Annotated in this window: 22 protein-coding genes and 1 pseudogene; 9 read left to right on the forward strand and 14 right to left on the reverse strand. The window is 38.2% G+C overall.

Translation table 11 applies throughout. The features are described 5' to 3' along the window. Positions 1–16 precede the first annotated feature (16 nt). The 7 genes from glgB to apaG all read left to right on the forward strand — a co-directional run bounded on the left by glgB (position 17) and on the right by apaG (position 10,734). Positions 17–1,963 carry a 1,4-alpha-glucan branching protein GlgB gene (glgB, locus tag ACTJJF_RS03965; RefSeq protein ID WP_440698775.1) on the forward strand — a complete coding sequence of 649 codons (1,947 nt, stop codon included), beginning with the start codon at positions 17–19 and terminating at the stop codon, positions 1,961–1,963. Between the two features lie 44 nt (positions 1,964–2,007). Next, positions 2,008–3,414 (forward strand): glycogen synthase, encoded by a 1,407-nt coding sequence (locus ACTJJF_RS03970; protein ID WP_440698776.1) that lies wholly within the window; start codon positions 2,008–2,010, stop codon positions 3,412–3,414. A gap of 49 nt (positions 3,415–3,463) precedes the next feature. Next, positions 3,464–4,732, forward strand: coding sequence for a glucose-1-phosphate adenylyltransferase (locus ACTJJF_RS03975; RefSeq protein WP_212651685.1), 1,269 nt, complete (start codon positions 3,464–3,466; stop codon positions 4,730–4,732). A gap of 256 nt (positions 4,733–4,988) precedes the next feature. Beyond that, positions 4,989–6,029: an SRPBCC domain-containing protein gene (locus ACTJJF_RS03980; protein WP_440698777.1), complete on the forward strand. Its 1,041-nt coding sequence runs from the start codon at positions 4,989–4,991 to the stop codon at positions 6,027–6,029. 125 nt (positions 6,030–6,154) lie between these two features. Further along, the gene (locus ACTJJF_RS03985) at positions 6,155–8,971 is read left to right on the forward strand and encodes a 2-oxoglutarate dehydrogenase E1 component (protein ID WP_440698778.1); all 2,817 of its coding nucleotides are present in this window, start codon (positions 6,155–6,157) and stop codon (positions 8,969–8,971) included. A 39-nt stretch (positions 8,972–9,010) separates the two neighbouring features. Continuing rightward, on the forward strand, positions 9,011–10,264 hold the full coding sequence (gene odhB / locus ACTJJF_RS03990; RefSeq protein ID WP_312302936.1) for a 2-oxoglutarate dehydrogenase complex dihydrolipoyllysine-residue succinyltransferase: 1,254 nt from the start codon (positions 9,011–9,013) through the stop codon (positions 10,262–10,264). 80 nt (positions 10,265–10,344) lie between these two features. Then, positions 10,345–10,734, forward strand: coding sequence for a Co2+/Mg2+ efflux protein ApaG (apaG, locus tag ACTJJF_RS03995; RefSeq protein ID WP_065398091.1), 390 nt, complete (start codon positions 10,345–10,347; stop codon positions 10,732–10,734). Positions 10,735–10,758: 24 nt separating this feature from the next. Here the strand turns inward: apaG and ACTJJF_RS04000 are convergent. From ACTJJF_RS04000 to ACTJJF_RS04015, 4 genes and pseudogenes are all read right to left on the reverse strand, one after another. After that, positions 10,759–10,932 (reverse strand): annotated as a pseudogene (locus ACTJJF_RS04000) (T9SS type A sorting domain-containing protein); the annotation flags it as partial. 135 nt (positions 10,933–11,067) lie between these two features. Further along, the gene (locus ACTJJF_RS04005; protein ID WP_312302941.1) at positions 11,068–11,625 is read right to left on the reverse strand and encodes a 3'-5' exonuclease; all 558 of its coding nucleotides are present in this window, start codon (positions 11,623–11,625) and stop codon (positions 11,068–11,070) included. A gap of 195 nt (positions 11,626–11,820) precedes the next feature. Beyond that, positions 11,821–12,798, reverse strand: coding sequence for a glycosyltransferase family 2 protein (locus tag ACTJJF_RS04010; RefSeq protein WP_440698779.1), 978 nt, complete (start codon positions 12,796–12,798; stop codon positions 11,821–11,823). Between the two features lie 6 nt (positions 12,799–12,804). After that, a complete protein-coding gene (locus ACTJJF_RS04015) occupies positions 12,805–13,689 on the reverse strand; it encodes a lysophospholipid acyltransferase family protein (RefSeq protein WP_440698780.1) in 885 nt (294 codons plus the stop codon). A gap of 80 nt (positions 13,690–13,769) precedes the next feature. On the opposite strand from ACTJJF_RS04015, the gene ACTJJF_RS04020 reads away from it, so the two are divergent. Beyond that, on the forward strand, positions 13,770–14,342 hold the full coding sequence (locus ACTJJF_RS04020) for a thioredoxin family protein (RefSeq protein ID WP_312302950.1): 573 nt from the start codon (positions 13,770–13,772) through the stop codon (positions 14,340–14,342). A 70-nt stretch (positions 14,343–14,412) separates the two neighbouring features. On the opposite strand, the gene ACTJJF_RS04025 is transcribed toward ACTJJF_RS04020, so the two are convergent. The 4 genes from ACTJJF_RS04025 to ACTJJF_RS04040 form a co-directional block, all read right to left on the reverse strand. Next, positions 14,413–15,774, reverse strand: coding sequence for an aldehyde dehydrogenase (locus ACTJJF_RS04025; protein WP_440698781.1), 1,362 nt, complete (start codon positions 15,772–15,774; stop codon positions 14,413–14,415). A gap of 199 nt (positions 15,775–15,973) precedes the next feature. Continuing rightward, positions 15,974–17,536 (reverse strand): hypothetical protein, encoded by a 1,563-nt coding sequence (locus ACTJJF_RS04030; RefSeq protein WP_312302955.1) that lies wholly within the window; start codon positions 17,534–17,536, stop codon positions 15,974–15,976. 295 nt (positions 17,537–17,831) lie between these two features. Beyond that, positions 17,832–18,878 (reverse strand): HlyD family secretion protein, encoded by a 1,047-nt coding sequence (locus tag ACTJJF_RS04035; RefSeq protein ID WP_312302958.1) that lies wholly within the window; start codon positions 18,876–18,878, stop codon positions 17,832–17,834. A 5-nt stretch (positions 18,879–18,883) separates the two neighbouring features. After that, positions 18,884–20,218: a TolC family protein gene (locus ACTJJF_RS04040; protein WP_440698782.1), complete on the reverse strand. Its 1,335-nt coding sequence runs from the start codon at positions 20,216–20,218 to the stop codon at positions 18,884–18,886. 136 nt (positions 20,219–20,354) lie between these two features. Between ACTJJF_RS04040 and ACTJJF_RS04045 the strand changes: the two genes are divergently transcribed. Further along, positions 20,355–21,158: a helix-turn-helix domain-containing protein gene (locus ACTJJF_RS04045; protein ID WP_440698783.1), complete on the forward strand. Its 804-nt coding sequence runs from the start codon at positions 20,355–20,357 to the stop codon at positions 21,156–21,158. Between the two features lie 288 nt (positions 21,159–21,446). On the opposite strand, the gene rplI is transcribed toward ACTJJF_RS04045, so the two are convergent. The 6 genes from rplI to ACTJJF_RS04075 form a co-directional block, all read right to left on the reverse strand. Beyond that, positions 21,447–21,947, reverse strand: a complete 501-nt coding sequence (gene rplI, locus ACTJJF_RS04050) for a 50S ribosomal protein L9 (RefSeq protein WP_123871478.1) — start codon at positions 21,945–21,947, stop codon at positions 21,447–21,449. Positions 21,948–22,058: 111 nt separating this feature from the next. Then, positions 22,059–22,361 carry a 30S ribosomal protein S18 gene (gene rpsR / locus ACTJJF_RS04055; protein WP_002979091.1) on the reverse strand — a complete coding sequence of 101 codons (303 nt, stop codon included), beginning with the start codon at positions 22,359–22,361 and terminating at the stop codon, positions 22,059–22,061. Positions 22,362–22,393: 32 nt separating this feature from the next. After that, positions 22,394–22,735 (reverse strand): 30S ribosomal protein S6, encoded by a 342-nt coding sequence (rpsF, locus tag ACTJJF_RS04060; RefSeq protein WP_047095723.1) that lies wholly within the window; start codon positions 22,733–22,735, stop codon positions 22,394–22,396. Positions 22,736–23,040: 305 nt separating this feature from the next. After that, positions 23,041–24,384 (reverse strand): choice-of-anchor J domain-containing protein, encoded by a 1,344-nt coding sequence (locus tag ACTJJF_RS04065; protein WP_440698784.1) that lies wholly within the window; start codon positions 24,382–24,384, stop codon positions 23,041–23,043. Between the two features lie 108 nt (positions 24,385–24,492). Beyond that, on the reverse strand, positions 24,493–25,842 hold the full coding sequence (locus ACTJJF_RS04070; protein WP_440698785.1) for a chloride channel protein: 1,350 nt from the start codon (positions 25,840–25,842) through the stop codon (positions 24,493–24,495). A gap of 47 nt (positions 25,843–25,889) precedes the next feature. Continuing rightward, positions 25,890–26,516 carry a hypothetical protein gene (locus tag ACTJJF_RS04075; protein ID WP_440698786.1) on the reverse strand — a complete coding sequence of 209 codons (627 nt, stop codon included), beginning with the start codon at positions 26,514–26,516 and terminating at the stop codon, positions 25,890–25,892. Positions 26,517–26,525 lie beyond the last annotated feature (9 nt).

Here is a 26,525-nt window from a genome sequence, read left to right on the forward strand (position 1 = left end):
ACTCAAACTGATCTTGATGAATTCTGTTAAAACCTATACGCTTTTCACCGATCATGATGTGTATCTCTTTAAAGAAGGTAGGCATTATAAGCTGTATGGGAAATTTGGGGCACATTCTGTAGAGAAAGAAGGCGTGAAAGGAATTTATTTTTCAGTCTGGGCACCCCATGCCAAAAAGGTTTCTGTAATAGGAAATTTCAATAACTGGAATCATAAAGATCATATCCTGTTTCCAAGATGGGATGAATCCGGGATCTGGGAAGGCTTCATTGAAGGGCTTACCTGGGGTACTTTATATAAATATGCCATTGAAACCGCAAGAGGTGAGATTCTTGAAAAAAGCGACCCTTACGCACTGAGCTGGGAACAGAATAAACAAGCTGCCTCATTGGTCTCCACAACATGGTACGAATGGAATGACAGGGAATGGATGGATAACCGCTGGAAAAAGAACAGCCTGAATGCGCCTATCTCCGTCTATGAAATGCATCTGGGGTCATGGGTAAGAGAAGGCAGTACTCCCGACAGGTTTCTGAATTACCGTGATATTGCGGAAAAGCTTATACCTTATATCATAGAAATGGGTTTTACTCATGTAGAATTCATGCCTGTAATGGAATATCCCTATGATCCAAGCTGGGGATATCAGATCACTGGATTTTATGCAGCAACATCACGATTCGGTTCACCGCAGGATCTGATGTATCTTATTGATGAACTTCATAAAAACGGAATTGGAGTGATCCTGGATTGGGTACCTTCCCATTTTCCGGGAGATGCCAACGGACTTCACCGTTTTGACGGATCATACCTTTATGAGCATGAAGATCCACGGAAAGGCTTTCATCCCGACTGGAAATCATATATTTTCAATTATGGAAGAAATGAAGTGAAGTCTTTCCTGATTTCCAATGCTATGTTCTGGCTGGACCGTTACCATGCTGACGGACTTCGGGTGGATGCGGTAACTTCAATGCTTCATCTGGATTATTCAAGGAATGAAGGAGAGTGGGAGCCTAATATATATGGAGGAAATGTAAACCTCGAAGCCAAAACTTTTCTGCAGGAATTCAATACCGCTGTTTATAAAGAGTTTGGAGACAATATTATGACCATTGCAGAAGAAAGTTCAGACTTTCCTATGCTTACCAAACCTGTTCATGAAGGAGGAGTAGGCTTTGGAATGAAATGGATGATGGGCTGGATGCATGATACCCTTGATTATTTTAAAGAAGATTTTGTCAACAGAAAATTCCATCATCATAAACTTACGTTTGCTTCCATGTATATGTATAATGAAAATTATATGATGCCTTTGTCCCATGATGAGGTTGTACATGGAAAAGCAAGTCTGATCTATAAAATGAAAGGCGATGAATGGCAGAAATTCGCCAACCTTCGTGCCTTGTATGTATATATGTATACCCATCCGGGAGCTAAGCTGCTTTTTATGGGTGATGAATTCGGGCAGACCGGAGAGTGGAATTTTAAACAAAGTCTTGACTGGCATTTACTGAAATATCCGGTCCATAAAGGATTGCAGCAGCTTGTAAAGAAACTGAATCACTTTTACAGAGAAGAGCCTGCCTTTTACGAAAACCAGTTTGATAAAAGCGGTTTCGAATGGGTGGAAGCGGATGACCTGGAAAACTCAGTATATGTATACCTGAGGAAAGGAAAAAAAAGGGATGATATTTTGATGGTTATCCTGAATCTCGCTCCAAACGTACTGGATTATAAGATCGGAATTCCGGCAGGTACCCATTGGGAGGTTATTTTCAATTCGGATGATGAGCAGTACAGCGGTAGTGGTGTCGCCTCTGAAATCCTGGAAGAAACACATGAAGAATGGAGAGGGCATCATAAATCTATGACAGTGAAACTTCCGCCGCTGGCAGGGATTATTTTAAGACAGAAGAAAGATAAAAAATATAAATTACACAGAATAAAATTTAAATCATAGCATATCAGCTCTGAATAAGATGTAATCAATCCAGAAGAGAAATTATGACGATATATCATTTAAGTACAGAATGTTATCCTATTGCAAAAGTAGGAGGACTGGCAGATGTAGTCGGGGCATTGCCCAAATATCAGAACAAAATAAAAGGAATAGACGCTAAGGTAGTTATGCCCTGGTACAATAAATCCTTTGTTTATGATCATGAATTTGATCTGGTTTTTGACGGATTTATCCATCAGGGCCCGAATATGCTTCAGGTTCAGGTTATAAAAGAAAAATCAGATGTTCTGGGCTTTGAGCTGTATATGGTGAAGATTCCCGGATTGCTGGACAGGGATAATCCTTACGGTTATCAGGATGAAAGTTTCCAGTTTCTTGCCTTTCAGCAGGGGATTCTGCATTGGATGTGTGCTATGGAGATTCGTCCGGATGTTCTGCACTGTCACGATTATCACACAGGATTAGTACCTTTTATGGTAGAACACTGCCCTGAATTTGAGTTCCTGAAAGGAGTGAAAACGATAGGAACCATCCATAACGGAGAATATCAGGGAATGATGAGCTGGAATATGGCGAATTATATGCCTTCTTTCGATGCTTACAAATGGGGACTGATGGACTGGAACGGTTTGATGAATCCACTGGCCAGCATGATTAAATGTTCCCATGCATTTACCACCGTTTCCGAAGGATATCTGGAAGAACTGTTTATAAGTTTCCGTGGGCTTGAAAGTCTGGTGCGTCAGGAGTTCGGGAAAGCGTATGGAATTATCAACGGGATTGATACGGAAGTCTGGAACCCGGAAACCGATCCGATGCTGGATTTTAACTTTACGATTAAAAATGCCGTTGCCCAAAAGAAAAAGAACAAAGAAAAACTCTGTAAAGAATATGGTCTGAAACCAGAATTGCCGTTATTTGCCTTCATTGGAAGATTTGCAACGGAAAAAGGAGCAGATCTGCTTCCGGACGTTGTATGGCGAAGTATCAAGCAGAGCTACGGCGCTTTGAATATTATGATTTTAGGATCCGGAAATACCTATATTGAGAACAAACTCAAGGAATATGATTATACCTACTCCAATTTTGCGCTGGACCTGGGTTATAAAGAACATCTTTCCCATAAGATCTATGCATCGGCAGATTTTCTTCTGATGCCGTCCAGGGTAGAGCCATGCGGGCTGAACCAAATGTATTCCATGAGATACGGAACGGTTCCGATAGTGAGATATACCGGAGGCCTCAGAGATACCGTGGAAGATATTTCGACCGGAGGAGCAGGGGTCAACTTTACCTATGCAGGAGTGGATGATGTTGTACATGCGATGAACAGGGCATTGGGAATCTATAACCAGAAAGGAGTAATGGAAGATCTTATCCATGCAAATATGAATTTTGATTTTGCATGGGAGAAATCTGCAGAAAAATACATAGCTTTATATAATAGCTGATACTAAGAATAAAATTGTAAACATAATAAAATAAAAACGCAAGATATTTATGAATAGAAATGTAATCTCTATTGTATTGGGAGGAGGCAGAGGAACAAGATTATTCCCGTTAACGTATTCAAGGTCGAAACCGGCTGTACCTATCGCAGGAAAATACAGACTGGTAGATATTCCTATTTCAAACTGCCTGAATTCAGGACTGAATAAGATCTTGGTTTTAACGCAGTTTAATTCTGCATCCCTGAATTCTCATATTAAGAATTCCTATCACTTTGATATTTTCAGCAAAGGCTTTGTTGATATTCTGGCTGCTGAACAAAACGTAGAAAATGACAGCTGGTATCAGGGGACTGCAGATGCCGTGCGCCAATCGATGAAGCACCTTGAAAAATACGATTATGACTATATCTTAATTCTTTCCGGAGATCAGCTCTATCAGATGGATTTCAGGGAAATGCTTGATTTTCACATCGAAAATGGCGGAGATCTTACCATTGCAACCATTCCCGTAAATGCCAAAGATGCAACCGGCTTTGGAATCCTGAAATCTGATGATGAAGGAAACATCACGTCTTTCTACGAAAAACCGGATTATGATATGCTGGATGGCCTGCAATCTGAAGTTTCAGACGAAAATAAACGTAAAGGAAAAGAATATCTGGCTTCTATGGGAATCTACATCTTCACGAAGACGATTCTTAAAAAGATGTTTGATGAGGGAGCCGGAGACGATTTTGGAAAAGATATCATTCCGAGTTCGATCGGAAAATACAACATATTAAGTTATCAGTATGAAGGCTATTGGACGGATATAGGGACTATAGAATCTTTCTACGAAGCCAATCTTGATCTTTGTCTGGATCTTCCGCAGTTCAACCTGTTCTCTTCTTCACCTATCTATACAAGAGCAAGGATGCTGCCCCCGTCCAAAATCAACGGTTCATATGTAAGCAAAGCCGTTTTCGGGGATGGATGTATCATCATGGCAGATAAAATTGAAAATTCAGTGATCGGAAACAGAACGAGAATCGATAAGGGAAGTACCATTGTCAATTCCTATGTAATGGGTGCTGACTTTTACCAGAATACTACAGAAATCGTAATGAATGACAGGGCTGGACGTCCCAACATGGGCATCGGGAAATACTGTTACATTGAAAAAGCGATCCTTGATAAGAACTGCTATATCGGGGATAACGTAAAAATTATCGGCGGTAAACATATTCCGGATGGTGACTACGGAACCTATTCTGTACAGGATGGAATTGTAGTAGTGAAGAAAGGAGCTGTACTGGCACCGGGAACACATATTGGGTAAGAGAAAGGAAGATGGATGCTGGAAGATAGAGGTTGTGAAAGCCGGAGTAGAGATAAAAAATTTTATATAAAAATTCCGGTTCATGCAATTATTTTAATAATTTTCAATCAGAAGTTCACGAATGATTTCGACCTAACAGTATCTTCCAGCATCCAGCATCTAGCTTCCCGCCCTCAATCAGGTTAATTATTGTTAAACATACAACAAGAGTGATCAGCATATTGGTCACTTTTTTTATTTGTATTACTTTTGTGCGATGCGGATTTTTAAAATATTAACGGTAATTATTATTCTGTTGGGAGGAGTTTATGCTGCTTCCATGTATTATCTTGTAGATGAAAGCAAGAACTTTACGATCGAAAAAGAGATTGACTATCCCGTGGATAAAGTTTTTGCCCAGTTTAATAACCTGCAGAATTTTACAAGATGGAATAACTTTTTTACCAGTTCGCAATCTATAGATATCGATTATTATACACCTTATGAAGGACAGGGAAGTTCGATAAGCTATGTAGATCCTAAAAATGATACCGACGGGGAAATGTTCATCAGGTATGAGAACCCTAATAAGACGTTGAAATACCAGCTTTTCGAAGATGAGAATGAAAATCCGACCCTGGTTGATGTTAAATTTAAACCGCTTTCCGCAGAAAAAACCAAAATAACGTGGTATGTGCATACTCCGAAACTTTCGGTGTGGAGAAGAGTGGAAAATTTCTGGACAGAGGACCGTTTTGCCGAGAATATCAACAAAAGTATGGTCAATCTTAAAAATTCACTGGGAAATAAGGTTGAAAAAGACAATCAGATGGCAGCCATCAAATATGACAGCCTGATGGTAGAAAATGAAGAAGACAAACTCCTGCTGGGAATCAATGTAAGTACTTCCAATAAGAAAGATGCTCTTTATAAAAATATTGTGATGAACTATAACAAAGTGTATAATTTCGTTACGATGGACCTTGGAAAAAGAGATGATGAATTCGGATATCCGATGCTGATGACCGATGCCGACAATTACAAAGACAAAGAGGTTTCTTACTTCCTCGGAATTCCGCTTTCCAAGAAAATTGGGGTGTCTGACAATAATTTCAATTTCAGGTCCGTAAACCCGTCTCAAAACTACGTGATGTACTACAAAGGAAGCTATGAAGGCAGAATTAAGGCCATTCAGCAGCTGATTCAGAAAGCCAAAAAAGACGAGATGCGCTTCGGAGACATCCGCCAGACCTTTATAGAACGTCCGATGGAAGGGCAGATGGTGAACATGAAGCTCTCATTATCAGTGTATAAGTGATTTTTTTTCAGGAATTTTTTTCTTAATTTTTTTTAACGGTTTCAGACTGTTCTAACTCGGTTTTTTTTATTAAATTTGAAGATTAATTCTACAAATAAATTTTAATAAATAGATAAACTGTAATAATGGACAGATTTTCATTCCTAAACGCAGCTCATTCTCAGTTAATTGAGGATTTATACCAACAGTACTTAAAATTCCCGGATTCCTTAGAACCATCATGGAAAGCTTTCTTTCAAGGCTTCGATTTTGCTTTGGAGAACTACGGAGATGACGATAACATTCAATTTATTCAGGCTTCGGCCAGCGCTGCCCCGGCAGTTCAACAACAGATTTCTCAGGCAGTATCAAACGGAGAAGTTCCTGAGCATATCAAAAAAGAATTTAAGGTAGTAAACCTTATTGAGGCTTACAGAACAAGAGGGCATCTTTTTACAAAGACTAACCCGGTTAGAGAAAGAAGACACTATACCCCTACTTTAGATATCGAAAACTTCGGTCTTTCTAAAGAAGATTTAAATACAAAGTTCAACTGTGCGGTTGAAACAGGAATGAAGGAGCCTGCTACTTTGGCAGACCTTATCAAGCACCTTGAAAACATCTACTGTGATTCTATCGGGGTAGAATACATGCACATCAACAACGTTGAAGAAAAAGATTTCATCAAAAGATGGCTTCAGGTAAACGAAAACCACCCAAGCCTTTCTGCGAACGAAAAAACAGAAATCTTATTAAAATTAAACCAGGCAGTTGCTTTTGAAAACTATCTTCACACAAAATTTGTAGGGCAAAAAAGATTCTCGTTAGAAGGTGGTGAAACATTAATCCCTGCTTTAGATCAATTGATCTCAAGATCTTCTCAGTTAGGAGTAGATGAAGTAGTATTAGGAATGGCTCACAGAGGTAGACTGAATGTTCTTACCAACATTTTCGGAAAATCTTACAAGCAGATCTTCTCAGAATTTGAAGGAAAAGAATTTGAAGAAGATGTATTCTCCGGTGACGTTAAATATCACTTGGGATCATCTAAAAAGATCAAAACGGCTTCAGGAGAAGAAGTTTGTATCAATCTTACGCCAAACCCATCTCACCTTGAAACAGTTGCTGCTTTGGTAGAAGGGATCTGCCGTGCAAAAGTAGACGACAAATACAAAGATTATTCTAAAGTATTGCCAATCATTATCCACGGTGACGGAGCTATTGCCGGACAGGGTATTGCTTACGAGGTTGCTCAGATGATGACTTTGGAAGGATACAGAACAGGAGGTACAGTTCATATCGTTGTGAATAACCAGGTTTCATTTACAACGAACTATATGGATGCAAGATCTTCAACATACTGTACAGACATTGCAAAAGTTACAGAATCTCCTGTAATGCACGTAAATGCTGACGATGCTGAAGCGGTAGTTCATGCTATCCACTTTGCTGCTGACTTCAGAGCAAAATTCGGAAAAGATGTTTATATCGACCTTCTAGGATACAGAAAATATGGTCACAACGAAGGGGATGAGCCAAGATTTACTCAGCCTAACCTTTATAAGACTATTTCAAAACACCCGAATCCAAGAGAAATTTATAAAGATAAATTGCTTAAAGACAGCGTTACTTCAAATGACGTAATTGCTAAGATGGAAACGGAATTCAAAGCACTTTTAGATAAAGACTTTGATGCTTCAAAAGAAATCGAGAAAAACGTAATGGATGTGTTCATGGCTGAAGATTGGGTAAACTATCCAATTGGTAAGAGAGGAGCAGTTCAGTTACCGGTAGATACAAAATATGACTTAGCGAAACTGAAAGAGCTGGCGCTTAAAATGTCAACACTTCCGGCAGACAAAAAGTTTATCAATAAAATTACAAGACTTTTCGACAACCGTATCAAAGCTATTGAAGCCAATTCATTAGACTGGGCGTTAGGAGAGTGGTTAGCTTATGCAACACTTCTTGTAGAAGGACATAACGTAAGAATTTCCGGAGAAGATGTGGAAAGAGGTACGTTCTCTCATAGACATGCTGTGGTAAAAACTGAAGATACAGAAGAAGAATACATCCCGTTAAGACACGTTTCTGAAAATAGATTTGATGTATACAACTCTCACCTTTCAGAATATGGGGTGTTAGGTTTTGACTACGGATATGCAATGGCTTCTCCGAATACATTAACCATCTGGGAAGCTCAGTTCGGAGATTTCGTGAACGGTGCTCAAATCATCGTTGACCAATATCTAGCTGCTGCAGAAGAAAAATGGAAAATTCAGGACGGATTGGTAATGTTATTGCCTCACGGTTCAGAAGGACAGGGAGCAGAGCACTCTTCAGCAAGATTGGAGAGATTCCTTACTCTTTGTGCTAACGAAAATATGGTAGTAGCCAATATTACTTCACCTGCCAACTACTTCCACTTATTGAGAAGACAGTTGAAATGGGCGTTCAGAAAACCATTGATCGTAATGAGCCCTAAATCTTTATTGAGACACCCTAAAGTAGTTTCTCCACTTGAAGATTTTGCAACAGGTTCATTCCAGCCAATCTTAGACGATCCTACTGCAGATCCTAAAAAAGTAGAAAAAGTAGTTCTTTGTTCAGGTAAACTGTACTTTGAATTATTGGCGAAGAAAGAAGAACTGAACTGTGAAAATATTGCTTTAGTAAGATTCGAGCAGTTATATCCGCTTCAGACAGATGCTATTGAAGCCATCTTCAACAAATATGAAAACAGAAAACAATTAGTGTGGGCTCAGGAAGAACCTGAAAACATGGGAGCCTGGTCTTATATCCTGAGAAACTTCAGAGATACAGGAATCCAGGTGGTAGCTCCGGTACCAAGCGGTGCACCGGCTCCAGGTAGCCACAAAATGTTTGAGAAAAACCAGAATGCAGTGATCAACAGAGTTTTCGACAGAGATGATGCTCCTGCAAAAAGACCCGTAACAGCTTAATTTAAATAATAATCAATTAAAAAATAAAAAATACTCGATATGTCAGTTTTAGAAATGAAAGTTCCTTCACCGGGCGAATCAATTACAGAAGTTGAAATTGCAACTTGGCTTGTAAAAGATGGTGATTATGTAGAAAAAGATCAACCTATCGCTGAAGTAGACTCAGACAAAGCAACTCTTGAATTGCCGGCAGAACAAAGTGGTGTGATCACTTTGAAAGCAGAAGAAGGTGATGTGGTACAAGTAGGTCAGGTAGTTTGTTTAATTGATATGGATGCTGCAAAACCAGAAGGTGCTGCACCTGCTGCTGAAGCTCCAAAACAGGAAGAAGCTCCGAAAGCTGCTGAACCTGCTAAACAAGAAGCTCCAAAACCAGCTGCTCCGGCTGCTGCTCCACAAACGTACGCTACAGGAGCTCCGTCTCCGGCTGCTAAGAAAATCCTTGACGAAAAAGGGATGGATGCTGCTCAGGTTTCAGGAACAGGAAGAGATGGAAGAATCACGAAGACTGATGCTGAATTAGCTGCAGTTCCAGCTTTAGGAGGAAGCCCTCTTAGCGCTACAGGTTCAAGATCTACAACAACAACGAAACTTTCAGTTTTAAGAAGAAAAATCGCTCAGAGATTAGTTTCTGTGAAGAATGAAACAGCAATGTTAACAACGTTCAACGAAGTTGACATGTCTGAAATCTTCAGATTAAGAAAGCTATATAAAGAAGAATTTGCTCAAAAGCACGGAGTAGGACTTGGTTTCATGTCTTTCTTTACAAAAGCTGTAACAAGAGCATTACAAATGTATCCGGATGTAAATGCATCTATCGACGGAGACTTCAAAGTAAACTATGACTTCTGTGATATTTCAATTGCCGTTTCAGGTCCTAAAGGATTAATGGTTCCTGTATTGAGAAATGCAGAAAACATGTCTTTTGCAAGTGTTGAAGCAAACATCAAAGATCTTGCTACAAAAGTAAGAGACGGTAAAATTACTGTTGACGAAATGACTGGTGGTACTTTCACAATTACAAACGGTGGTACTTTCGGTTCTATGATGTCTACACCAATTATCAACCCTCCGCAATCTGCAATCCTTGGAATGCACAACATTATCCAGAGACCGGTTGCTGTTGACGGGCAGGTAGTAATCAGACCAATGATGTACGTTGCCATGTCTTATGACCACAGAATTATCGACGGAAAAGAATCTGTAGGATTCCTTGTAGCGGTAAAAGAAGCAATCGACAATCCTGTTGGAATCTTAATGGGAGGTGACGAAAGAAAAGGCCTTGGATTATAGTTTTAATAAAATTATAATATAAATATACAATCTCGCCTTAAAAAAGGCGAGATTTTTGTATCTATTAAGAAAATACTACAATGATGTTTTCAAAAATGACTTCCAATATCAAAGTTTCAGTAATACCTGAATATGATAGTAAAAACAGTTATCCATCCGAAAACCGTTATGTTTTTAAATACAATATAACCATAGAAAATGACGGAAGCTTTCCTATTAAAGTATTGAAAAGAAAATGGCTCATCTTCGATGTAGGATTCGGATATACAGAGATTATAGGTGATGGCGTAATCGGCCTGACTCCTGAAATAGGAACAGGTGAAAATTTCGCCTATTTTTCCAATGTAATGCTGCGTTCCGGTGTAGGAAACATGAGCGGAAAATACCTGGTTAAAAACCTTGAAACACAGGAAACCTTCGAGATTGATATCCCGAAATTCAACCTGTTGTCTGAAGTTTTAAGTAACTAAAATTATTCTTTAATTAATTTATGTCTAGCTAATACCACTTTGAGATTTTACTTCCATAAAGTAGCCCCCTTTCAGCAGGTTAGAGACATTAATTTTAGAATCCGAAGAATGATCCTGAAGAATTAGTTTTCCTTCTGCGTTATATATTTTTATCCATTCGATCCGACTCCCATTTTTAAGGTAAACGAAACCTTCTTTTACCGGGGTAGGTTAATAAATAAGTGTAATCAAAATAATTTTTTGGAAAAATAAACAATATATTGATTGTAAAAGGCAATGTTGCAAAAAACTACCGGTAATTGCGGTAATCAATAGTAAAAGTTTTGTTTAAAGTTACAGTTTTTTGATGTATTTCTTTAAAACCGAATCAGTTATTTCTTCATTTCTTGTGATGAAAAGTTTCTCAAAAGCCAGTAAAGATATCTTGGCACAAACTTCTGCATCAGCACCTGCCCTGTGGTGATTGAACTGAATCTGATGGTAGTCGGCCAAGGGCTTCAGACCATATTTGGGCAGATAATTCCATGATTTTTTTGCGAGCTGTATACTGCACAGATAGTTAAGATTAGGAGCAAACATTCCGTAATGTTCAAAGCACCCTCTCAGAACAGAAGCATCAAATCCCGCATTGTGAGCGATCATTAGGCTGCCATACATCATATCCTGAGCTTCATACCAGATCTCATCGAAAGTGGGAGCGTCCTGTACATCTTCAGGCTGTATCCCATGCACGGCAATATTAAATTTACTGAAATAAGGGAAGCTTGGCGGTTTGATCAGCCAGGTTTTTGTCTCTACAATTTTAGAATCCTGTACCACACAAATCCCCATCTCACACGCAGAGCTTTTCTCGTGAGTTGCCGTTTCAAAATCTATTGCGCAGAAATCCATTGTTTTTAAAGTATAAGTTGTTGATCGTTGCTTGGTTGTTTTTGTTGCTGGTTACTGGTTCTTTTGTATTTAATATTCAAAGTTTTGGGTTTAAAGTTTAAGATTATTTGAAATTATGAAATTTTACTCTATTGAATGATAAGTAAGAAAGTCATAATTTTCAACTAATCCCTGCAACCTATTATCTGCAACCTGTTATCTTCCTCCCAAAAAGTGTTTAAAAATAAGCCATTTTGATTGATAAAACTGACTTTTTTGATGTTTCTGACGAAGTTTCCACGTTCCCGAAGCTTGCCCGTAAAAGCCGAAATGAGCCCTTACAACTGCCCAAAGGTGAGGGAAACCCTGTTTTAAACCAAAATAAATTCCGGCAACACCATCCAGACATAATCTGAAAAAGATCAGCCATATTAATTTAGGAAAAGGAAGATTTTTAAGCATCATCGAGAGATTATTCCGGATGTTTAAATAGGTTTTCTGAGCACTTTGTTTGTTCAGCGTTCCGCCGCCTACATGATATACCTTTGATTTTCCGGTATAAAAGATCTTTTTTCCTGAATTAATGAGCCTCCAACATAAGTCAATTTCTTCCTGGTGGGCAAAAAATCTCTCATCGAAACCATTTTGCGCCCAAAAGTCCTTCGAGCGGATAAAGAAGCAGCATCCTGATGCCCAGAATATTTCCGCTTCATCATCATATTGCCCCTTATCTTCTTCAAGATCATCAAAAATTCTCCCTCTACAGTACGGATACCCCAGATTATCAATAAGTCCTCCGGCTGCTCCGGCAAATTCAAAATAATTTTTATGGTTATAAGATAATATTTTGGGCTGAATTGCTGAAATTGACATATCCTTCCCGAAAAGTTCCAAAACAGGATCTATCCAGTGTTCCGTAACTTCTACATCAGAATTGAGAAGGCAGTAATATTCATGGGGAATTTCTTTTAACCCTTCGTTATATCCGCCTGCAAATCCATGATTATTATTGTTTCTGATCACTTTTACAGTCGGAAAACTAGCATTCAGAAATGCTATTGAATCATCCGTAGAAAGATTGTCGATAACATAAATATCCGCATTTTGAGAAAATTGAACTACACCCGGAAGAAATTTCTCAAGCCAGTTTTTCCCATTCCAGTTTAAGATGGCAATGGCCAGTTTTTTCTGCATGTCAATCTATTTTTTTTCAGAATCAAAATTTTTGATCGAATCCTGATATTTCCATTTCCTGTGTGACCACAGATAGTTGTCAGGGTACTTGTGTAAAGTATTTTCCAATAGCTTATGAAACTTTCTTACCACTTCATTTTCAACAAACTTTTCGCCGTCAGGGTATATTCTGTGATAATTGACCTGATAATAACCACGTTTAACCTTTTTCATTTCGCAATAGATGAAAACAAGGTCCATCCGTGTGGCCAGTTTATCATATCCTATGAAAGCCGGCGTTCTCTGATTCAGGAATTCCAATCCGTAGGTGACATGAGCAAAATGAGGTGTCTGGTCTGCTACAAACATATAAGCAGAATCACCATTATTTTTAGAACGGAAAATGTTCAGAATTACTTCATTGGCTTCCAGTGCTTCATTCCCGAACTTATTTCTGACCTTTTTCATCTGGTTTTCCCAGAAGTCATTGTTTACCTTTCTGTAGACAGGATGACAGTGAGCCTGAGGAATAATTCTTGCCAGTGCATTGATCCATTCCCAGTTAAAAACATGCCCCGCCAATAAGATGATATTTTTCCCATCCTCTTTCGCTTCGTGAAAAAGGTGTTGGTTGATGTGCTGCATTCTCACTCTGGATTCGGTCTCAGAAATACTGAAAGACTTTATGGTTTCAACAAGATAATCGGAAAAATTGAGATAGAATTTTTTTCTGATTTCTTTAATTTCTTCCTCTGACTTATCAGGAAAGGATTTTTTCAGGTTTTGGGTGATGACCTCTTTTCTGTATCCTACAAAATAATAGTTTAGGAAAAAGATAACATCCGAAAAAATGTATAATATTTTCAGCGGAAGCTTGGAGATCAGATATAATATTTTGATTAGAAAATTCATAAAACACGCAAATTTAGTGATAATAAAATTATGGTTCTATTTTTGCAGAGGGATAAATATTATTTTTTTACTTTTATGTTATGAAAAAATTAGCAACTATAGCTTTTCTTGGATTGAGTGCATTGGCTTTTTCACAGAATACCAATATACCACAGGAAACAAAAAAACCGGATAATACGCTTCTGGTAAAAACTGATCATGCAGAGCTGGATGCAAAGAAAAAGTCTGCAGAAGAAAAGGCAAAACTCCCAAAGCCTTACGATCCGAAAGCAGATGCTCAGAAAGATATCGCTAAAGCAATTGCCCAGGCTAAGAAAGAAGGCAAGAATATCATAATACAGGCTGGCGGTAACTGGTGTATCTGGTGTCTGCGATTCAATAACTTTGTGCAGACTACTCCTGAACTGAAGGAATTGGTAGACAAAAACTATGTATACTATCACATGAATTATTCTCCGGATAATAAAAATGAAAAGGCTTTTTCCAAATATGTTGATGTGAAGGAAAAACAGGCTTATCCGTTTTTCATCGTTTTAGACAAGAATGGAAAAGTTCTTCATATTCTGAAAGACAGCTCAGTGCTTGAAGAAGGAAAAGGATACGGGTTAGAAAAAGTAAAAGATTTCTTTACTACCTGGTCTCCTAAAGGATAAAAATAAAAGGTTGTTTCAAATAGAAGCAACCTTTTTTATTTTCTGTATTAAAATCTGGAAATCTGCAGAATTATAAAAATCTTTTAATCCAGCTTAATTTTTTCTCAGAATATGGTGGATATTTAATATTAGGTTCACCCCAGGTTACACGTTCGAGAACAGCTTTCTGATGGGAAAACGCTTTAAAACCAAATTTCCCGTGATAACTGCCGATCCCGGAATTCCCCACACCGCCAAACGGAAGATGATCATTGCTCAAATGCATCACCGTATCATTGATGCAGCCGCCACCGAAAGAAAGTTTCCGGGTAAATGCTTCTTTTTCTTCTGAATTATTGGTGAACAGATAAGCAGCAAGCGGTTTTTCAAGCTCTAAAATATCATTTAAAGCAGCATTATAATTTTTAAAACCAATGACAGGGAGCAGAGGACCAAAAATTTCTTCCTGCATGATTTCATCTTTCCAGCTGATATGATGAAGAATCGTAGGTTCAATGTAAAGATGCTGCTCATTAAAATTCCCTCCGAAATAGAGCTTTTCATTATCAATAAATTGGGTAAGCCTTTGAAAATTTTTAAGATTGATGATTCTTGTATACTGTTCCGAATCCGGTCCATACTGAAATTCTTTAATATATTTTCTCAGCATTTCCAAAAACTGTTCCTGAACGGTTTCTTCCACCAATAAATAATCAGGTGCCACACAGGTTTGTCCTGCGTTCAGAAACTTGCCCCATACAATTCTTTTTGCTGCAATATCAAGATTGGCTTCTTTGGTAACAATGGCAGGAGATTTTCCACCCAGCTCAAGGACAACCGGGGTAAGGTGCTCTGCAGCTGCTTTGTAAACTATTTTTCCTACCCTTGTACTGCCGGTAAAGAATATTTTATGAAATTTCAGTTTTAAAAGCTCCGTAGTTTCTTCAACACCGCCTTCATATACGTAGAGATATTCCGATGGAAAATTTTCATTGATGATCTGAGCCATAGCCTTCATGGTGTTTTCTGCAATTTCACTGGGTTTCAGAATACAACAGTTCCCGGCAGCCATGGCGGCAATAACAGGAGATAATGAAAGCTGATAAGGATAGTTCCAGGCTCCGATAACGAGAATACAGCCTAAAGGATCAGCATAAATCCTGCTGTTTCCAAGCTGATTGACAAGATTGGTGCTTACTTTTTCAGGTCTGGTAAGCGATTTTAAGTTTTTCAGATAATAATCAATATCCTTCAGAACAAAAGAAAGCTCTGTAGTGAATGTATCAAACCTGGATTTACCAAAATCTTTGTAGATAGCTTCATACAGCATGTTTTCATTGGATACAATCAGATTTTTCAGTTTTTCAAGATACATTTTCCGGAATGCCGGACTTTTGGTCTGATGTGTTGCAAAAAAATCTCTCTGGCTCTGTAAAATTTTTTCAATTTCCATATGAAGGCTTTTCTGTTAAACGTAAGTATTCATGTGATAGTATAACGGAAAACAAGCAACAATAAGTTGGCCAAAGTGGTTGGTGGCCGTTTAAAGAAAGTAAGAGTATTTAAGTAAAAAACCGGAATGTATGATTAAATTTTAAATATCAGTTAAAGAGTTCTCCCAGCTTCTTACATTTCTTTTTTTCCTTTCACCACTACATTATATTCCTCACCACTATTTTTACCGGATGATAAAGGAGTAGAAGAAGTGCCGTTATGAATGCCAGCCAGAATAAGCCTGTGAAAATTTCCATATTGGAAAGCAGGATTGCCTGCGCTGTTATTTTGGCTTTAAAAGCTCCGGCTGTCAATGACAGAGATTCATTTACAGGAAGTTTTGAAAGATGAGCCCCGAAAAGCTGATTCCATTGGCTGTAGAAGACAGGATTCGTGTCTGTAAGGTTAAAACTCAGTGTGTCTGAATGTTTTAAGGTTAAAAAAAGCATCAGGTTCTGCATTAAAGCATACCCGATTGCAGTAGTCCAGAAACGGGTAGTTGTTCCTAAAGCCGTGGCATTGGCAACATATTCTTCGGGCATTCCTGAAATCAGGAAAAAGACAAGAGGAGTAAATAACAATCCTTGGGCTACTCCCTGAAGGAATAAGGGCGGGCATATGGTAGAAAGGGTAGTGTCCGGATAAAATGTGTAGGTAAACCAGGCACAGTCTACGGCCAGCAACAGAAATCCCGTAAAGAAAACAATTCTTGAAGAAATTCCTTTTACCAGGCAGATCCCTGACAGAAATACTCCCAGAAGAGTTCCGGCAACATTCCAGTACTGGATATTCACAATATAATCCCATGGCCACTTCCATACCGTTGCCATAATGCTGTATACATTGTTCAGCCCGGATCTTATCAGGTAGAAAATAAAGAAAAGGATCATTCCTGCAATGACATTTTGTGAACCGAAAACTTCAAAATGAAACAAAGGACGCTTCGAATTTCGCTGTTTAAGCATAAACAGGCCTCCGGAGATTAAAAATATAAACAGACACATAATAATGGTATCTGACTCAAACCACATCAGCCTTTTGCCGTAAATAATCGCATAACCACCCGCCTGTAAACAGACCCAAAGGAGGAACCAGCTTGCGATATCCAGTTGATACAAAGGCTTTTTAGGGAAAAATCTGTTTTTATTAAAGATGGCAATCCCGATGATCAGGACAAATACATGGAAGTAAATCATCATCAGGACCATATGCCGGAAATCGTAATTTTCTATGCTTGATTTTAATAGAGAAGTTGTTACAGTACCTCCTGTCAGCATTATGGCATACATTAAAAGATAGGAAAAAACCTTGGCATGTTTTGTTTTCAATTCAGCGACAATCAAAGGAAGGAAAATGGCTCCTTCAAGCAACCCGAAAATTCCTTCCAGAAACCGGATGACTAAAATAACATGATAGTCATTGGTGACAGACAGTACATAGAGAATGATCACGGAAACTGAAGACATCAGCAGCACATAATATTTCACACTGAAATAGGCCATAAACCGCTGTAAAACTAAAAGGGTAACTACAAATGTTCCATACATCAAGATCATTAAATATTGGATGTCGTCTGAATCTACATCCATAAAAGAAGATGTGAAGGCACTGTTGGAATGTAACAGTGACAACAGCATCAGATGGGGAAACAATGCCAGAGTAAGAAGCGGCAGTTTCAGCCATTGTGGTACCCATTGATGATAAACTGTATTGTGTTGCATGTTTTTAAAGGTGGAAAACAAAGAGCTTATCAATCTGATAAACCGGACAGACCGGAATGTTTTCTTTAATTATGATAATTGTACAGGCCTTTCGGACTTAAAAAATGCGAAAAGACAAAAGGGCAAAGGTGTAAAAAAGAGTAAAAGGTAAAATGGCAAATATGCTTAAGAAAAAATTTGCAGATTCGCTATTGTGCGGTTTTGCCTTTTCGCAAAAAAAATAATTTAATTGTAAAAATTTGAAAGAATTTGAGTGAAAATAGTTTTATACTTTCAAACCCTTCCAGGCTCAAACTTATATCTTCTTCGCACTTACCAGAACATTCATTCCGGAAAGCAGTTTTTCGTTGTCTTTATTATGGTCGAGAATGATCTTTACAGGAAATCTCTGTTCAATTTTCACGAAGTTTCCTGTAGCATTATCCGGTTTTACCAATGAGAACTGAGATCCAGACGCCGGGGAAACGGAAAGGATTTTACCCTTGAATTCAATATCCGGATAAGCATCTGCGGTAATAATGACTTCCTGCTTCTGATCTATTTGCCCAAGCTGTGTTTCTTTATAATTGGCAATGATCCATTTTTCTTTGCTCACGATCTGGACCAATGCCTGTCCTTCTTTGATCAGCTGTCCTTCCTGAATGGTCTTTTTACCTACCCAGCCATCGTAAGGAGCTGTAATGACAGTATAGGAAAGGAAAAGCCGGGCATTATTCAGGTTAGCTGAACTTTGCTGAATCTGGCTTTTTACAGGCGCTACTTTTGTCTGTTGCTCACTCGCTCCGGCTCTTACAGCGTTTTTCTGCTGTTCCAAGGCCAAAAGATTGGCTTTTGACTGTTCATAAGAAGCTTTTACATTCTCAAATTCCTGTTCTGTAGCAGCATCTTCTGCAAGAAGGTTTTTATATCTTTTAAAATCCTGTTCGGTTTTCCAGATGTCTATTTTAGCTGAAGCTATTTTGGCATCAATGATTTTGGTATCACTTTCTTTGGTGCTGACGCCGCTTTCAATAGAGGTGATTGTTGCTGCATTGGCATGAAGGCCGGCTTCTGCCATCTGTACCTGATTCACAAACTCTCTGTTGTCGATGATGATTAAAGTATCGCCTTTGTGAACAAACTGATTTTCGTTAAACTTTATCGTTCGGATAAACCCTGAAACCTTGCTGGATACAGGAGTAATATATTGTTCGATCTGTGCATCATTCGTTGTGACATTTTTTCTCGAAAAAAGATAAAAGCTGATCATCCCCGTAATTCCGCTGATAATGAGAACCCAGGCCAGTACCGTGATGCTTTTGTTGATTCTTTTTTCCTTTTGTGTCAATTGTTTTTTTGCCATAGTTTTTATAAGTTTCCAATCGTATATTGGAGTTGATAATATTTAAGTTGTCTGTTAATTTTTACGGAGATAAGATTGGATTCTGCTTCCAGATAAGTATTGTCTGCGTCAATCAGTTCTGTGATCAGGCTTAGTTTATTGGCATATTTTGTTTTTACAATACGATAGTTTTCTTTGGCCTGGTTTATCGCTTCTTCAGCAATTTTTACTTTCTGATCGGTTTCTTCAAACTTTTTGTAAGCTTCATATACGTTATGTCTGATCTTTTCTTCATTTTCCTCGATCTGAAGCTGGGCCAGATTTATATTTTCCCTGGCTTCCTGCATTCTGTATTTGTTTTTGTACAGGTTTTCAATGGGGTAGGTCAGGTTCATTCCGATCATTCCAAGACGGTAAGCATAGGGCTCGGGAGGGAAGAACATCATATTCGGGTACTTTAAAAAATACTCGCCCCCTGCAGTGATTTTAGGAAGATAATTAGCCTTTGTGATTTTCTGATCCAGTTCTTTTAAAGAAAGATTTTTATGGGTGATTCCAACAGATTCGTTTTTACTTAAAGCAGTTTCCGTTAATTCATCAATATAAGGTATGGCTGTCTGATCAGAGATAAGATCCTCCGTATTGACGTGCATTTCCTGATTTTCAGGGAGTGAAAGGATAGTTTTCAGCTTATGCTCTGCAATCTGTATATCATTATCAAGTTCTGTCCAGCTCATTTTATGATTCGAAAGCTGTAATGACGTTCTCAGTACTTCATTTACAGTAACTACACCATTGGCTTTAAGGGTTTTCACCTGTCTGATATTTACAGAATCCTCTTTCATTTTATCATTGATAAGGTTTTGCTGCTCTTTTAAATGATGGATCTGTAAAAATGCAGTAATGATCTCCATTTTAAGCTGTCTTTCATCCAGGTGGGTTCTCAATGCTGAAATTTCGGTATCAATCGCTGCTTTTTTTTCTGTGTTTCTGATTTTTCCCCCCATATATACAGGAATGGAGGCCGATAGGGTAAAATCATACATGCCGTTGATGGCATCGTATTTTGTTGCTTTATTGAAAACACCATCCTGATGCTGATAAAGATTGGTTACCTGCGTATAGCTGGTATGAAATCCGATGTCCGGAAGTTTTTCCATTTTGAGATCTTTCTCTTTGGTAGCGGACATTTCCTGTTTCAGATGGCTGATCTGTATATTTTTGTTGTTCTTTAAGCCGATCTCTATTGCCTGCTGTAAGCCGAGATACCGGTAATCTATCATCTGTGCGGGTAAAAAACTGCTCAATAATAAGCACAACGCAATGCACTGATACCGGCATGCGTTCAATATCATATTCATAAATTAATTAAAGGATTTTTGCTAAAATGATTTTGATACTGCAAATTTACGATGAGAAGCTACAGACCCTATTTGTGAAAACAGAAAAAGATTTGCTCATTTACGCCAATTTAGAAATTCTTCTTACCTTTATCCTATGAACAACAGCCATTTTAAAGAAGTAGAAGAAGATGATACGGAATTTTACGTTTATCATGTCCTTACCGGAAATGTAACCACGGAGATTCATTATCACAGTTCTGCTCAGTTAGTTTATGCAGAAGGCGGTATTGTGCATGTTTTTACAGATCAGAAACACTGGTATCTTCCTGCAAGATGTTTTATGTGGATTCCAGCCGGAACTCCTCACTATATTTTTTCTACCAGTCCAAAGGTTGATTTATATAATTTTTACTTTAAAAAAGAAGAAAATGAAAGTGGCTTTTTTGATGAAATCAACATTTATTCCGTCAATAATTTACTTCGGGAGATGATTTTGTATACTAAAGAATGGGATGGGAAAATCACAAAAAATGATATGTCTAAATACTTTTTCCTCAAAGCACTTAAAGGGGTTTTGCAGGAGAAAAAACACAAACATCTTGCTTTTCCCATACAGCATCCATTTCCCAAAGATGAAACTTTACTGAAGATTGCAAGATACATCCATGCCAACCTTGAGAAGCCTCTTACGATCGAATCTACGGCAAAAGAATTTGGAATGAGTACAAGAACCCTTTCCAGGAAATTTAAAGAGATTCTGGGTATGAATTACATTCGTTTTCTAAGGGCGTTGAGAATTACCCGCTCTCTTGAGCTGATGCTGGAAGGAAAATACAATATGTACGAAATTGCCATGATGGTAGGGTACAACAGCCTGTCGTCTTTCAGTAATATTTTCAAAAAGGTAATCGGTATTGCCCCTACGGAGTATCAGCATAAATTGAGAGGGGATAAGTAGTGAGTAGGAGTCGTTTGAGCGTTTGAGATTTGTGGTGCGTGTTACGTGTTAACGGGTTTTATAGTGCGGGATAGGGTTTTCTTGCTTGTTCTTACTGTAAGGTTGTGAAAAAGTTAATTTAACGAGTAATAGCTGTTAAGATTTCCTACATTCCCCTTCCCTGAAGGGGTGGATTTTTGCCAAGCAAAAAGACGGGGTAGTCATATACATAATCCTTTCCGAACTACACAAAAAAACCACTCCAAAAAATGAAGTGGTCTTGTATGGTGAGAAATTCTCAGTCGCTTATTAAGCTTCTTCAGATTTAGCCTCTTCCTTTTTAGCAGGAGCAGCTTCAACCGGAGCGTCAGAAACGATGTCGAATTCGTAGTTGTACTCAACATTTCTGTGAAGTCTGATAAGAGCAGCAAATTTACCAGTTCTCTTGATAGTGTTACCAGGAATTTTGATATATTTTTTCTCTACAGAAACACCAGCTTTTTCTAAAGCAGCAGATAGATCAGCATTGTTGATAGATCCGAATAATTTATCACCAGCACCTACTTTTGCAGGAATAGTGATAGAAGTTTTCTTCAATTGCTCTACTACAGCGTTTGCAGCAGCGATCAATTTAGCTTCTTCTTCTTTTCTAGCTTCTAATGTAGCTTCTAAAGCAGCTTTGTTTTTAGGGGTAGCTAAAAGTGCAAATCCTTGAGGGATTAAGAAGTTTCTAGCATAACCTGGCTTTACGTTTACTGTATCAAACTCAAGTCCTAAGTTTTCTACGTCTTTTTTTAGGATAATTTCCATTGTTGTTGTCCTTTTTTAGATTTTAGTGTATAGTCTAAAATCAAGTTAGAATTAATGATGTATTCAGCAACAAAAGAAGAGATTGCTCTCTTCTTTTATTTATTTTTTGTCTTATTTTAATAAGTCAGCTACGTATGGTAGTAATGCAAGGTGTCTTGCTCTTTTGATAGCAGCAGAAACTTTTCTTTGGTATTTTAAAGAAGTTCCAGTGTATCTTCTTGGTAAAATTTTACCTTGCTCGTTCACGAACTGTAATAAGAAATCAGCATCTTTGTAATCAACGTGCTTAATTCCGTATTTTTTGAATCTACAATATTTCTTTTCAGATTTTGTATTGATATCAAGCGGAGTAAGGAATTTTACTTCTGATTCTCCTCCTGCTGAGGCTTGTTTAGCCATTTCATCTATTGCCATGTCTTGTCTTTTTTAAAAAATAGGGTTAATAATTAAGCTTTAGCCGCTTTTACTTTAGCTCTTCTAGTTACAGCGTACTCTACAGCATGCTTGTCAAGTTTTGTAGTAAGGTAACGGATTACTCTCTCGTCACGCTTGAATGCCAATTCTAAGTCAGCTACTACAGAACCCTCTCCTTTAAATTCGATTAAAGTATAGAACCCGTTCTTTTTCAATTGGATCGGATAAGCTAATTTTTTTAATCCCCAGTTTTCTTTAGCAACGATTTCGCAGTTCTTTTCTTTGATAAGATCTACATACTTGTTCACTGCTTCCTCTACCTGTGACTCAGATAGAACGGGAGTTAAAATGAAAACAGTTTCGTAATTGTTCATAATGTTAAATAAATTTGTTAATTATTTCGAGGTGCAAAAGTAGAAAATATATTTTGTATATGCAAGAGTAGAGGTGAAATAGTTGAGTACTGAATGTGAATATATACCTCGGAAGATCTCATTTCTGAATATTGTAATCTGTAAAATACGGTAATTCCAAATGGAATACAACAAGCCTGTGATTAAAAAAACGCCAGCTTATAAAGTAGAACCTGTTGCCATTCCGGAGCTTTTAAAGATTTGAATCTAATGCAAAGAAGACCTGTAAATGAACAGGCCTTCTTCACTTCTATTTTGCAATACTATTATTTCTTAATCACTTTTACAGATTGTGATCCGTTTTCTGTTTGTACAGTAACAATGTATGTTCCTGAAGTTAGTTTGGATACATCTACCGTAAATTTCGCCTGATTGATTTCAGAGTGTAATACATTTCTGCCTGTAGCATCAAATACGCTTACTGTTTTTACTTTATTTTGTGAATCAATATTTAAAGTATGAGCTACAGGATTCGGATATACCCTGAATGAAGTGTCTTTCTTCGTTACTTCATTTGTTGCCAGAGAAGAAGCAAGAACATTTACGGTATAATCTTCTACCTGTCCATACGCTCCCCCTGCACAAGGAACTATGAGGCTAGGATCATCATCAATGGTTCCGTATAGTTTTTTTACTCTCATTCTGGTATTTCCCGGTAACGCATTGGCAGGAACAGCTATAGAATGTACTGCCTGGATAGCGTCTATACCGGTAGAGTTTTGAATAGTCTGGGTCACTTCATATACTTCACCGGGATCATCTAAAGTTCCGTTCTGATTCCAGTCTATAAATACTGCAAAGCTGTTTTCCCAGTTACCGCCTGTATTCCCTTTCAGTGTGATATCATAGGTTTGTCCCTGAGTGACGGTAGCGGTTTGGCTCAGGAAATATTCATGAGAAGTTCCGGTACCAAGAGCATTGTTTGTTACGTTGTTGATTCCTGCAAAATTTACCAATGTAATAGGTTCATCGGCAGGATCACCGAATATGTCAATAAAGCTTACAGGGCCGCAGTAGGTTATAGGAGGTTCTACATAAGTGTAATCAACTTTTATATTATCAACAATCAGCATGAATTTGTCATTATTGTTATTCACAAAAGCAATTCTTACATTTTGTCCGATATAAGGAGTAAGACTTAAGGCACGGCTTGTCCACCACGAGTTTTCCCCTGTTGTATTGTATAGTTCTACCGTAAAATCAGCTACGGTATTTCCTCCGGTGGGAGAAAGCATTATTTTATAGCCATCCGGATAATCAGGGTCCTGCGCTTTAGCATCCCAATATAATGTAGGAGAAGCTCCTGATACAGCTATCTGCGGTGAGATCAGCCAGTCATTTGAAGTTCCTGCAGGAGTATACCATGAAGTGCTCATGGCTGCATAATTACCTGCGGGGCCTCCAAAGCTGCCGTCCGTACCATCCCGGTCAATACGGTTCCATCCATTGGTAATAAAGCTTACACCGGAAGCCGGAGTTAGCCCATCAGCGTCAATTGTCGTCCAGGCGGCAATGCCGGGTCCGGTTCCATCAAAATCTTCTTGAAATATTTGACTGTACCCCAATACGGGAACAGCAACGAATGTTGCTAATAGTAAAATTTTTCGCATAACAGTAATATTTTTTTGGTTGTATTCCAAATATAATTAAAATTATGCTAAAAACCAAATATTTAATGTTTTATATTTAATTAATTATGACTGTTTTTATTAATTTTTTTAATATTTTCTTATTTCTGTTAAGAAATTTATTTTTAAAACATCATACAATGAATGCCTGCTTACAAGAATAGAGGCAATGGAAGAAACCATCCCGGCAAGCATCAGATGGAATATCAGTGAATGCCTGTCTGTCATTTCCAGAACGATAATGGCTGAAGTAAATGGTGCTCTGGTAATTCCTGTAAGGAAAGCCACCATTCCGGCAAGAACTACCACATTGGTTTCATTAGGCGTCAGATGAATCGCTCCTGAAATTACAGAACCAATGCTGGCACCTGCAGTCAGGGCCGGGGCAAAAATACCGCCTGCACCTCCTGAAGTAAAAGAAAGGGCAGGGCCAAGCATTCTTAAAACAGGAACATACCAGTCTTCATGTTTATCTTTGGTAAAAAGGACTCTTTCCATGATCTCTTTTCCGGAACCGAGAATTTCCCTGTTGATGAAATAAGCTATGGAAGCAATAATCAGAGCACAGATGATCAGAAATATTACATTGGCCTGATCGGTTTTCAGGGTTTTCTTTTTCCATCCATTGATCCTGAGCATAATAACGGACAACTGGCTTGCGAGAATGCCGGCAACAGCAGCAACGAGGATAATCGGAAACATTACCATTAAGGAAACATCATTCGTTTTGGGATATCCTAAATACAGATAAGATCCGGCTAAGGTCTGAGCTGTTAAACCTGCAATAATAACCGCTGTAAACAGGGCTGTTTTGAAATAATTGATATGTGTTTTCGAAAGCTCTTCCACGGCAAAAACAATTCCTCCCAACGGGGTATTGAAAGCTGCCGCAAGCCCGGCTGCAGCTCCTGTCATGATCATGTTTTTCTTGGAGATCTTAGGCCACCATTCCGGAAGATATTCATTAACTTTTCTGAATACGGAGCCGGCAATCTGGATAGTAGGGCCCTCACGGCCAACAGCACCACCACCAATCACGAGAATAACCGAAGAAAGGATTTTGAAGAAAATAATCTTAATGCTTAAAAGGCTTCTGATCTTTTTATGTTCTTTCGGATTAGCGAGTTCTACAGCGGCCATCACCTGTGGAATACCGCTTCCTTTGGCATTGGGCGCAAATTCTTTTACCAGCCACCAGGATAATACAAAGCCTACAGGTGCAATAATGAAGATCATCCAGGCATGCCAGTCAAAAATAAAATTCATGAGATTTTCGCCCCATGCAAATACCTGAGCATAGAGTACAGCAAAAAATCCGGTGATCACAGATCCGATCCAGAACGGAATAGCCTGGAGCAGATTATGTTTCAGCTGCTCATTCCGAATGTTGTCAAAAGAATTTTTAAGGGAATCCCGTATGAAGGTAAAGATTTTCAGCATTTGTTTGGTTTGTGGGATGAATTTACGGTAAAATTCCGAGAAGTTAATTATATGTTCTCCATAAAATCAGCGGTTGTTAATGCATTCTCTACGCTTAATACCTTTGGCAATCCGAAACTCAGTAAATTGTTTTTTACTTCAATTTTAAAATCTTCATCGGGAATTGCTTTGATGATTTCCTTTCTGTGCGGATTTAAAAATGTCATTGTTTTATAAGGATCACTTCCCAGAACATAGAAATCTTTAAAGTCTTGATTTTCTTTAAAATTCACATTGAAGCGGCTGAAGATTCCTGCAATTTTATCAGCAAAATTTTTCTTATTGACAGAAATAAAACCAAAATCATCATCCAGTTTTTTTAATCCCCAGATTTCCAACGTGTCTTTATGGTCCGTCATACGGGCTCCTCTCGCAGAGGTTCCGATTACATTCGTGATGAAAAGGTAGAATAGGTTGGTTTTTTCCTTATTGGTAATGTAGTAGCAGATTTCCGGAGTTTTTAAAAGATTGGGTTCATCCGTTTTAAACTCATGATAAGGAGAGTCCTTAATATCTATTACTGAAATGTCATAGCGCTCAAATAACTGGTCATAAACTTCAATAATTAATTCTTCGTCTTTCTTTGAAAAACCAAATAATTTAGTGACAAGCAGCTTTCTGAAATCTAATTCCATGGGTGAAAT

Source organism: Chryseobacterium sp. 22458 (assembly GCF_052044975.1).
Lineage (GTDB): Bacteria > Bacteroidota > Bacteroidia > Flavobacteriales > Weeksellaceae > Chryseobacterium.

Excerpts from the sequence above, each read along its gene's own strand:
- glgB (WP_440698775.1), top strand. The coding sequence starts at position 17 with ATGAATTCTGTTAAAACCTATACGCTTTTCACCGATCATGATGTGTAT.
- ACTJJF_RS03970 (WP_440698776.1), top strand. The coding sequence starts at position 2,008 with ATGACGATATATCATTTAAGTACAGAATGTTATCCTATTGCAAAAGTA.
- ACTJJF_RS03975 (WP_212651685.1), top strand. The coding sequence starts at position 3,464 with ATGAATAGAAATGTAATCTCTATTGTATTGGGAGGAGGCAGAGGAACA.
- ACTJJF_RS03980 (WP_440698777.1), top strand. The coding sequence starts at position 4,989 with ATGCGGATTTTTAAAATATTAACGGTAATTATTATTCTGTTGGGAGGA.
- ACTJJF_RS03985 (WP_440698778.1), top strand. The coding sequence starts at position 6,155 with ATGGACAGATTTTCATTCCTAAACGCAGCTCATTCTCAGTTAATTGAG.
- odhB (WP_312302936.1), top strand. The coding sequence starts at position 9,011 with ATGTCAGTTTTAGAAATGAAAGTTCCTTCACCGGGCGAATCAATTACA.
- apaG (WP_065398091.1), top strand. The coding sequence starts at position 10,345 with ATGATGTTTTCAAAAATGACTTCCAATATCAAAGTTTCAGTAATACCT.
- ACTJJF_RS04005 (WP_312302941.1), bottom strand. The coding sequence starts at position 11,625 with ATGGATTTCTGCGCAATAGATTTTGAAACGGCAACTCACGAGAAAAGC.
- ACTJJF_RS04010 (WP_440698779.1), bottom strand. The coding sequence starts at position 12,798 with ATGCAGAAAAAACTGGCCATTGCCATCTTAAACTGGAATGGGAAAAAC.
- ACTJJF_RS04015 (WP_440698780.1), bottom strand. The coding sequence starts at position 13,689 with ATGAATTTTCTAATCAAAATATTATATCTGATCTCCAAGCTTCCGCTG.
- ACTJJF_RS04020 (WP_312302950.1), top strand. The coding sequence starts at position 13,770 with ATGAAAAAATTAGCAACTATAGCTTTTCTTGGATTGAGTGCATTGGCT.
- ACTJJF_RS04025 (WP_440698781.1), bottom strand. The coding sequence starts at position 15,774 with ATGGAAATTGAAAAAATTTTACAGAGCCAGAGAGATTTTTTTGCAACA.
- ACTJJF_RS04030 (WP_312302955.1), bottom strand. The coding sequence starts at position 17,536 with ATGCAACACAATACAGTTTATCATCAATGGGTACCACAATGGCTGAAA.
- ACTJJF_RS04035 (WP_312302958.1), bottom strand. The coding sequence starts at position 18,878 with ATGGCAAAAAAACAATTGACACAAAAGGAAAAAAGAATCAACAAAAGC.
- ACTJJF_RS04040 (WP_440698782.1), bottom strand. The coding sequence starts at position 20,218 with ATGAATATGATATTGAACGCATGCCGGTATCAGTGCATTGCGTTGTGC.
- ACTJJF_RS04045 (WP_440698783.1), top strand. The coding sequence starts at position 20,355 with ATGAACAACAGCCATTTTAAAGAAGTAGAAGAAGATGATACGGAATTT.
- rplI (WP_123871478.1), bottom strand. The coding sequence starts at position 21,947 with ATGGAAATTATCCTAAAAAAAGACGTAGAAAACTTAGGACTTGAGTTT.
- rpsR (WP_002979091.1), bottom strand. The coding sequence starts at position 22,361 with ATGGCAATAGATGAAATGGCTAAACAAGCCTCAGCAGGAGGAGAATCA.
- rpsF (WP_047095723.1), bottom strand. The coding sequence starts at position 22,735 with ATGAACAATTACGAAACTGTTTTCATTTTAACTCCCGTTCTATCTGAG.
- ACTJJF_RS04065 (WP_440698784.1), bottom strand. The coding sequence starts at position 24,384 with ATGCGAAAAATTTTACTATTAGCAACATTCGTTGCTGTTCCCGTATTG.
- ACTJJF_RS04070 (WP_440698785.1), bottom strand. The coding sequence starts at position 25,842 with ATGCTGAAAATCTTTACCTTCATACGGGATTCCCTTAAAAATTCTTTT.
- ACTJJF_RS04075 (WP_440698786.1), bottom strand. The coding sequence starts at position 26,516 with ATGGAATTAGATTTCAGAAAGCTGCTTGTCACTAAATTATTTGGTTTT.